This window comes from Cecembia lonarensis LW9 (assembly GCF_000298295.1).
Lineage (GTDB): Bacteria > Bacteroidota > Bacteroidia > Cytophagales > Cyclobacteriaceae > Cecembia > Cecembia lonarensis.
This window is the reverse complement of the sequence record NZ_AMGM01000122.1, coordinates 1-9,567: the sequence shown is the minus strand read 5'-3', so window position 1 is coordinate 9,567 and position 9,567 is coordinate 1. Positions and strand designations below refer to the sequence as shown.

Annotated in this window: 7 protein-coding genes and 1 tRNA gene; 4 read left to right on the top strand and 4 right to left on the bottom strand. The window is 38.3% G+C overall.

All coding sequences use genetic code 11. The features are described from left to right. Positions 1-41 precede the first annotated feature (41 nt). Positions 42-3,200, bottom strand: a complete 3,159-nt coding sequence (locus tag B879_RS19410; protein ID WP_009186927.1) for a histidine kinase N-terminal 7TM domain-containing protein — start codon at positions 3,198-3,200, stop codon at positions 42-44. Between the two features lie 160 nt (positions 3,201-3,360). Between B879_RS19410 and B879_RS19405 the strand changes: the two genes are divergently transcribed. From B879_RS19405 to B879_RS19390, 4 genes are all read left to right on the top strand, one after another. Then, positions 3,361-3,816, top strand: a complete 456-nt coding sequence (locus tag B879_RS19405) for a hypothetical protein (RefSeq protein ID WP_009186926.1) — start codon at positions 3,361-3,363, stop codon at positions 3,814-3,816. A gap of 194 nt (positions 3,817-4,010) precedes the next feature. After that, complete coding sequence (gene clpB, locus B879_RS19400; protein ID WP_009186925.1) at positions 4,011-6,623, top strand: ATP-dependent chaperone ClpB; 2,613 nt, start codon at positions 4,011-4,013, stop codon at positions 6,621-6,623. A 133-nt stretch (positions 6,624-6,756) separates the two neighbouring features. After that, positions 6,757-7,332, top strand: coding sequence for a PNPOx family protein (locus tag B879_RS19395; RefSeq protein ID WP_009186924.1), 576 nt, complete (start codon positions 6,757-6,759; stop codon positions 7,330-7,332). A gap of 196 nt (positions 7,333-7,528) precedes the next feature. Next, positions 7,529-8,317, top strand: coding sequence for a P-loop nucleotide/nucleoside kinase family protein (locus tag B879_RS19390; RefSeq protein ID WP_083847966.1), 789 nt, complete (start codon positions 7,529-7,531; stop codon positions 8,315-8,317). Between the two features lie 36 nt (positions 8,318-8,353). On the opposite strand, the gene B879_RS19385 is transcribed toward B879_RS19390, so the two are convergent. The 3 genes from B879_RS19385 to B879_RS19375 form a co-directional block, all read right to left on the bottom strand. Continuing rightward, positions 8,354-8,427: transfer RNA gene (locus tag B879_RS19385), tRNA-Ala, on the bottom strand. Positions 8,428-8,565: 138 nt separating this feature from the next. Further along, complete coding sequence (recR, locus tag B879_RS19380; protein ID WP_009186922.1) at positions 8,566-9,186, bottom strand: recombination mediator RecR; 621 nt, start codon at positions 9,184-9,186, stop codon at positions 8,566-8,568. 11 nt (positions 9,187-9,197) lie between these two features. Continuing rightward, positions 9,198-9,491 (bottom strand): ATP-dependent Clp protease adaptor ClpS, encoded by a 294-nt coding sequence (locus tag B879_RS19375; protein WP_009186921.1) that lies wholly within the window; start codon positions 9,489-9,491, stop codon positions 9,198-9,200. Between the last annotated feature and the right edge of the window lie 76 nt (positions 9,492-9,567).

The following is a 9,567-nucleotide window of genomic DNA, read 5'->3' as shown; positions in this document are numbered from 1 at the left end:
AGTTACTTTAGTCGCGTGTTTTTTAATGTAATATTTTGCGATTAAGCAGACTTTGATTGTTTTGTTAAATATTTCATGGTTTCATCAATAAGCGCATGAATATTTGTAATGATATCTAAGTTCTTTTTATCCTCTAGATCTTCAAAACTTTCTACAGACGCACATGCATCTGCGAGTTCTTTGAAATCAAGATTTAGTGCTACACCTTTCATGGCATGGCAGGATTGTTTTACAGCTTTAAGGTCTCCTTCTCTCAAGCATGTGCTTAAATCATCATGAATTTTCTCAATATTTTGAAGGCTGATATCTACTAACTGCTTGAAGAATTCTGGATCTGAATTCTTAAATTCTTCCAATTTAGATATTACTTCTTTTTTAGTTTCTTTTTGAGATTGTCCCAAATATTTATCCATCATTTCCTGGATATCGGCCACAACTACAGGCTTTGATAAATAATCATCCATACCCACTTGAATACATCGGTCATATTCTCCTTTCACAGTACCTGCAGTCAATGCTACGATCGGCACCCTTCTGGTATTATTTTCAATTCTCCTGATTTCGATTGTGGCTTCATAACCACTCATCTCTGGCATCTGAATATCCATAAAAATCATGGAAGGATTTTCTTGCTCAAACAATTCTACAGCCTCTCTGCCATTTTTAGCCTCAAGAATTTTTGCCTTAGGAATAAGGTTCTTGACAATGGTTTTTGCCAATAGCATGTTTACAGGGTTATCATCTACCAGTAAAATTTTGATTTGTTTTTCTGCCTGATTAGATGCTAATGTGACTTTTAACTCTTCTTTTCTTCCAGGCTTACCTTCTATTTGTGTGTGGTCATTGGCGACAGGAAGCGATAATAAAAATGAGAAGGTCGAGCCTTTGCCTAACTCGGTTTCTAATTTAAGCTCACTGTTCATCAATTGAAGTATTTTGTTGCTGATGGTCAGGCCTAGTCCCGTTCCTCCATATTTTCTTGTGGTTGAATTATCCTCTTGGGCAAAAGCTTCGAAGATTATTTTCTCCTTTTCTTTGGAGATGCCTATACCGGTATCCTTAACTGAAAATACTAAGTTGACATTTTTCTGGCTTATACCCTGATTGTCAATTGAAAGCTCAATTTCTCCCTGGTGCGTAAACTTTGCCGCATTACTCAACAGGTTCATTAAAACTTGTTTGAGCCGTGTATTATCTGCCAAAACGAGTGCAGGTATTTCGTCACTTAATGTAAGATTTAGCCTTATTTCTTTTCCCTCTAAGGAAGGCGCAATCATATTTAAAGTTTCGTTTGCCAATTTTTTCAAATCTGTAGGCATGGGACTTAACTCCAGTTTTCCGGCCTCAATTTTCGAAAAGTCAAGTACGTCTGTAATGATCTCCAGGAGTAAATGGCCCGAATGAATAATGGATTGAAGAAACTCTCTTTGGTTATTATCCAGATCTGTTTTCATCAGAAGATCTGAAAAGCCGATTACTCCATTGAGAGGTGTCCTGATTTCATGGCTCATATTGGCCAGGAATTCCGATTTCGCAATACTCGCTTCTCTTGCCTGTTCCATGGAAATACGAAGGTTTTGCTCCATATTTTTCCTCTCGATGGCATTGGAAATACTTTCTGCAAATGAAATCAATAGTGCGGTTTCAGCTTCACTCCACTCCCTTTCTTTTTGGCAATCATCAAATCCCACAAAGCCCCAGAATTTTTTTTCTACAAATATGGGGATCAAAAGGATAGATTTGATACTCTGACTTTCTAAGAGTCCTCTAAGGCCTTCATCTTCAATTTGTGCAACAATATTAAAATAAACCTCATTGTCAAGAAGGAATTTCATGGATTCCCCAAATACGCTAATTGGGAGGTTTTGTAATTCAGGATTATCAATTTCAGGAGGAACACCGAGGGCACTCCATTCAAAACGTTGCGAACTATAGTAGTTTTCCTCCTCATCAATACTGTTCTCAAAAAGATAGGCCCTATCAGCACCAGCGCCATCTCCAAGTATGGTGATGGCTTTTTGTGTTGCTTTTTTGAAGTCAGCATTGGAAAGTAATTCTTTTGTAGCAAAGGCAATTGAGGTGAGCATCTTTTCATTCCTCAATAATGAAGTGTTAATGCTTTGAAGTTTCTGCTCATTGGCCCGAATTCTTTCTTCTGCTTGTTTTTGATTTGTAATATCCCTGAAAAATAAATACTGGGTGTTTTTTATGTTATCCTGGTCGCCATCATTTATTTTCTTTAAAAACGCCAGATAATACCTCCCATCATTTTCCAAAGTAAATTCAACAGCCCTTTTTTGCGGAATGGGGAGAAAAAGTTCAGCCAAGTCAGGCCAATTCGCTTGTATTTGCTGAATATTGTTAAATTTTTGACCTGGATACAAATAGGAAAGTATTTTTTCTCCCATTGTGTTCTTTGCAATGATTTCACCGTTCTCCTCAATAATTAAAATACCATCTGACAGGTTTTCAAATATAGTTTTGAAAGCGATAGGGTTAATTCTAAAAAGCCGGTATCTGAATAAGGCCCAAAATAAAATGATACCGCTAGTGGCTAAGAAGAAAGGTACAGGATCCATTCCGTAAGGATAAAAACCGAATACCATCAAAATGTAAGCCAACCAGGGTATAAATGTACCCAACAGCATGACCAATACTTGTCCTCTGTATATGGAAGGAACTGAAAAAAACATTCTGATCACCAATATATTGGCAATAATTATTAACAAAGAGTTATAGCTAGCATATAGCCAATGCAGAAGGGCAGGTTCTACTGAGACGGCTTGGAAATAATTATTGGACTTGGATGAAATCTCATTGTAAAAAAGCCCATGCCAATCGTTTGTGAGCACAGTGATCAAAAACAAGCTAGAGACAGAGAGTAATACATATACCCAGTTTGTAGTAATGTAGTTAGATCTATCCGAATATTTCAAAACAAATAGCAGAAGAAGGGGGGAAATAAATACGCCCCCTATGAATTCTAATTTGTAAAAGAATTTTATGGTTTGAGTATTTGTACCCAATAGCTCAATCCCATAGAAAAGGGAATAAAACAAACAGGCTAACAACAAATAAGTAAAATATTTTTCACCCTGCACATTACTTTTTTTTGTAGAAAGTAAAGCAAGGGTCAGAAATATACCACTGGTTAAAAATACAGTAAGGGCATAAGGGTTATAAGCAAACTGGAAGTCCATATTTAACAGTTTCAAAAAGCAAATTAATATTTATCTTTCTAAATTAGGGGTAATTAAGCAGTAAAAATATAAGAATTAATTTCTTGAAAAAATTTAATTCTAAAAAACTATATCTGACAGAATATACTGTGAAATATTTTAGCTCTAAAAGTCATTTATTATGAGAAAACACCATTTCATTGCATTATTTATCTTTTTCTTGACTTCAGTTAGCATAAGTTTTGCTCAAGACGTCCAGGAAAAAACCAAACAAGAAGTTCAGGAGGAGAAGAAAAGACTGGCTCAGGAAAAGTCTGACCTCAAAACCCAAGCAAAAGAAGAAAAACAAAGATTGGCCGATGAGAAAGCAGAACAAAAACGTTTGAAAAACTATGAAAAGGCTGTCAATAATTATGAGAAGGCCATGAATAGAAAGCATAAAGCGGAAATAAAACTGGCCAAACAAAATTTAAAACTCGAAAAAGCTATTCAAAAAGGAAAAGCTTCAGAGGCCGATTTGTCAAAAATGGATTTAAATATTAAAAAAACTGAAATAGCAGTTCAGCAAGCCGAAATGGATATGTCCAAATTTCAAAGGGAAATGGAGAGGTATGCCAAGCCTGATGATAAGGATTAAACCAATTGTTGGCTTCTCCAATTTTATTTGACAAATGCTTTCATGTCAAATAGTCTGATTTTTAAGTATTCCCCTTAAAAAGGCAGACAAAATTTCCGTTTTTTTATCTCTTTTTGCTTTGGTGGAGAATTTGTTGGATTGCATTTGACCTTAGTCTTGAGGTCAATATGAATAACGAGCTAACCAATACAATCATGGATTTCAAGCAATTTACCATCAAATCTCAGGAGGCGATTCAGAAAGCCGCTGAGCTCACTATGGCTGAGCAGCAGCAGGCCATCGAGCCAGCACATATGTTAAAGGGGATATTTTCCGAAGACGAAAACGTAACCGAGTTTTTGTTTAAAAAGCTAGGTGTTAATAAGACATTGGTGGTTCAAAAAATTGATGAAACCATCAAAGGTTTTCCTAAGGTAAGTGGTCAACAGCCCTACCTATCAAACTCAGCAAACCAAGCCCTTAACAAAGCTAAAGATTACCTTAAAACTTTTGGTGATGAGTTTGTTGCCATCGAGCATTTGTTATTGGGAGTTTTGGCCGGCTCGGACAAGTCATCCCAAATTTTAAAAGACCAGGGTATAAATGAAAAGACCCTTATCGATGCTATTAAGGAACTTAGAAAAGGAAATAAAGTGACAGATCAAAATGCAGAATCAAAGTACAGGGCTTTGGAAAAGTATTCCAAAAACCTGAATGAACTGGCCAAAAAAGGAAAGATAGATCCGGTTATTGGAAGGGATGAGGAGATCCGTAGGGTGCTACAAATTCTGGCCAGAAGGACCAAAAATAATCCCATCCTATTGGGTGAGCCTGGAGTGGGTAAAACCGCTATTGTGGAAGGATTGGCCCAAAGGATCGTAAGCGGAGATGTGCCTGAGAACCTCAAATCCAAGACTTTGATTTCTTTGGATATGGGTTTGCTCGTAGCAGGTGCCAAATACAAAGGGGAGTTTGAGGAAAGGCTTAAGGCAGTCATCAAAGAAGTAACTGACTCTGAAGGAGAAATTATCCTCTTCATAGATGAAATCCATACCTTGATAGGTGCCGGTGGAGGAGGAGAAGGGGCAATGGATGCTGCTAATTTGCTCAAACCTGCATTGGCCAGGGGGGAACTGCATGCTATTGGGGCTACTACCCTTAAAGAATACCAAAAGTACATTGAGAAGGACAAGGCCTTGGAAAGAAGATTCCAGGCAGTAATGGTCGATGAGCCTGATGCAGCAGATGCCATTTCAATCCTAAGGGGTATCAAAGATAAATATGAATTGCACCATGGGGTAAGAATCAAAGATGATGCTGTTATTGCTGCGGTGGAGCTTTCGCAAAGATATATTTCAGACCGCTTTTTGCCGGATAAGGCCATTGACCTAATGGATGAGGCTGCGGCCAAGTTGAGGATGGAGATTGATTCCCTACCTCAGGAACTCGATGAACTCAATAGAAGGATTATGCAGCTGGAAATTGAGCGTGAGGCCATCAGAAGGGAAAATAACAAGGACAAGGAGGCGGTCCTTAGCAAAGAAATTGCTGAGTTGTCTGAGAAAAGGCAGTCTGTCAAAGCCAAGTGGGAATCTGAAAAATCAGTAATTACAGGTATCCGTACTGAAAAAGAGAATATTGATAAATGTAAACTGGAAGCGGAACAGGCCGAGCGTGCGGGTGACTTTGGTAAAGTTGCTGAAATACGTTATGGGAAAATAGTGGAGGCAGAAAAAAAGCTGGAGGCTTATAAGCAACAGCTAAGTGACATGCAACAAGGCTCTCCACTTCTCAAAGAGGAAGTGGATAATGAAGATATTGCTGCTGTGGTGTCCAAGTGGACGGGTATCCCTCTTTCTAAAATGATCCAAAGTGAACGTGAAAAACTCCTTCATCTGGAAGATGAGCTGGGTAAAAGGGTAGCAGGTCAAAGAGAGGCAATCGCAGCTTTATCTGATGCGGTGAGAAGAAGTAGGGCAGGATTGCAAGATCCTAAGCGACCTATAGGTTCCTTCATATTTATGGGTACTACCGGAGTTGGTAAGACAGAATTGGCAAAGGCCTTGGCTGAGTACCTCTTTAATGATGAGAATGCCATGGTAAGGATTGACATGTCCGAATATCAAGAAAGACACGCAGTATCCAGGTTAGTAGGAGCGCCTCCAGGCTATGTAGGTTATGATGAAGGGGGGCAGTTGACGGAGTCTGTTAGAAGAAAACCATATTCTGTAGTCTTGCTGGATGAAATTGAAAAAGCCCATCCGGATGTCTTCAATATCCTACTTCAAGTTTTGGATGATGGTAGATTGACGGATAATAAAGGAAGGATGGCCAATTTCAAGAATACCATTATCATTCTAACCACCAATATTGGATCACATTTGATCCAAGAGAGATTTGCTGCCATGGAAGCGTGGAACAAAGAGGAGGTGATAGAAAAGACCAAAACAGAAGTTTATGAATTGCTCAAAAAATCAGTTAGACCTGAATTTTTGAATAGGATTGATGAGACCATTATGTTTGAACCATTGAACAAAGAAGTCACCAGAAAGATCGTTGACATCCAATGGAGGGAAATCCAAAAACGCCTTGCAGATGCAAATATAGAAATTGATGCTACGCAAGAGGTTTTGGATTATCTGGGTGAAGTTGGTTTTGATCCTCAATTTGGCGCCCGACCGCTTAAGCGCACCATGCAGCGTTTGGTTTTGAATGAGTTGTCCAAACAGATTTTGGCGGGTTATATCAAAAATGACTCTGCAGTTTTGGTGGATCTTGACGCAGAAAAACAAGTGTATTTTAAAAATGTGGAGCCTGTAGAAGTTTAATGTTTAAAAACTTGTTATTGATAACCTGATGGGCTTACATTGCCCGTCAGGTTTTTTTTTCTTTCATAGATCAGAAAACCATTGTTTGTTACTCGTGTTTAATTATGAAAAAACTTACCATGAATGCTGATTTATGTTGATTAAAAAAGAATATTCATATGATACATCCTTTCAGGCTATTAAACATGAGCTTCATCGAGGAGTTTTAGATAAAAAACACCCTTTCAGATTTGTAGTGCTTTCCACAATCGGAGTTCATGGTCCAGATTCAAGATATACGGTATTAAGGGCTGTGGATGAAGGCTTGCATTTTTTTATTTATACAGATTCGCGCTCCGAGAAAGTAAAGGAACTTCAAGCTCAACCTTTTGCAGCTTTATTGTTTTATCACCCCAAAAAAAGATTTCAGGTGAGAATTCAGGTTAAATCCCTGATTCATCATCAAAATGATATAGCTCAGCAGCATTGGAAAAAGGTACAAGGAGAGGGGCGAAAGGCCTATAATTCCATTTTATCACCCGGGACTTCTATTGAGATACCTGACGAAGCATTTGCATGGAATGAAAACCTGGAAGACTTTTTCTTTTTTACTGTCTTGGAGCTAATTCCTTCATCTATTGAGTTGTTACAATTAAATGCTTTGGAGCACTTGAGAATAAAGTTTACCGCTGTAAATGATCAATGGTCTGGACAATGGCTCGCGCCATAAGGATTTTCTTTTTTAGGACAATTAATGTCAATTAATTTTTTACCGTCTCCAAATTCCTTAAATTCATATTGTTGTTTAGAGGGAGGTTTTTCGAAAGGTCAATTTCTAAATTTTTAGTGCCTACGGTCTTTCCTGTTTGCAAATATTGAAACTAAATTTATTATGATATGTGGACTTACGCAAATCAATCAAAACTATGAATAAAATTATTTTCGTTACCGGAATTCCCGGGGCTGGGAAGAGTACTTTTCTGCGGAGGAAATATTTTGACAGGGGTCAATACTTTGTGATGGATATGGCGGAAGAAAGTCTTCGGAAATTTGGGAGTTTATCGCCTTTGAAGGACGAAGATTATGGAGAACAGAGACTTTCAATTATCAATGGATTTGGGGACAAAGGCCTTTTTGCGCTGTTTGATGGAAAAGATTTGGTGATAGAACACAATGTAGTGGGTGAGGACTGGGATGAATTCTTTGACCTGCTTCAAAAGGCCAAGCGACTCGGTTTTTATACGGAGTGGATACACTTACATGTGGAAGATGAGACCGCCAAACAAAGAATTCAAATGGCAGGGGACGGTTACTATGTATCCGAATCTTTAATGTATGATGTTTTGATGGTCCTTGAGGGAATTTTAGAAGATTACGAATTGAATGTTCAATTGGAAGAAATTGCTTCTATTAAGGGACCAAGAGGAATCATTCAACTATTTGAGAAGCAATCCGAATCGGTTCCTGTTTTCTTTTTTACCGAAGAACATTCCCATTATTCAGGCTTTAAATCTGCCGAGATTTTTCAGGAAGAAGATGCGGTCAAACCCATGGTTTTGTTCAATAACTTAAAAGAAGCCTTAGAGGCAATTTTTGACCAATATGAGTTGAAAAAGGTGTCTATTCTTACTGTTAAGGATCGTTTTAAAGCTATCGTGGAAGAGACTTTTAATGGAAAAATGGATGTGCCTTATTGGGAGGAGTTTTTGAATTAGAATACAAAAGGCCTGCAATTTTTGCAAGCCTTCAAGTGGAGGATAACGGATTCGAACCGATGACCTCTACACTGCCAGTGTAGCGCTCTAGCCAACTGAGCTAATCCCCCATTTATTTTTTTAGATTCGAACCGATTGACCTTCCCGACAGCTGTCGGGACGCTCTAGCCATCCCGATAGCTATCGGGATAATCCCCCTTTGGGTCTGCAAATATAGAAAGGGTTTTTATTTGCACAAAGGAAATTTATCAATCTGCAGAATAATTTACCCGGGTCAGAATACTTCTTCCCAAAGTTATCTCGTCTGTAAATTCCAATTCCCCTCCGATGGGTATACCCCTTGCTATGGTACTTACCTTAATGCCAAACTCTTTTAATCTTCTTGTAATAAAGAATGAGGTGGTGTCTCCTTCCATTGTAGCAGGTAAAGCTAAGATTACCTCTTCAACTTTATCCTGAGTGTTTTTTGCAGAAATTCGGTCAATGAGCGCCTCTATTTTCAGATCGTCTGGACCAACACCTTGAATAGGTGAGATTACCCCACCCAGGACATGGTATAAACCATTGTACTGAGAGGTGTTTTCTATGGCGAGAACGTCGGGAATGTCTTCTACTACACAGATGATGGTCTTGTCCCGTCTAGGACTACTGCAGACAGAACAGACTTCTTGGTCAGAGATATTAAAGCAGGTATTACAATACTTGACCTCTTTTCTCAAGGCCAATAAAGCGGATGATAACTCTTCGGTAAAAGACTCTTTCTGTTTGAGTAAGTGTAAGGCAAGCCGTAATGCAGTTTTTTTTCCAATTCCTGGGAGTTTACTGATTTCATTGACAGCATTTTCAATAAGTTTTGAAGGGAAATTCACTGAAGTTGAATTTAAATCACAGCTGCTTGGATACCGGCATCAAGAATGGCTTGACACATGGGCTTTAATTTTTCTCTGCTGCCCTTTTTGACGGTGCATTTACCTTTGTAATGTATAATCAATGTACATTGCTCAGCTTGTTCAGGTGTATGCTGACACACTTTGATCAATATTTTGGTGACATGGTCGAAAGTATTGACGTCATCGTTAAATACTACCAATTCACACTCATCGGTATCTATCAACTCTTCCACTAATACTTCTTCCTCTTCTAGCATGGGATAAGCTCGTGTATGGTAATTCATTTTGCAAATTTAATAATTATAGACAATTTAGCGCAATTATATTTTGGCTTACTATGGATTCAAAGTTAGTTCTTAC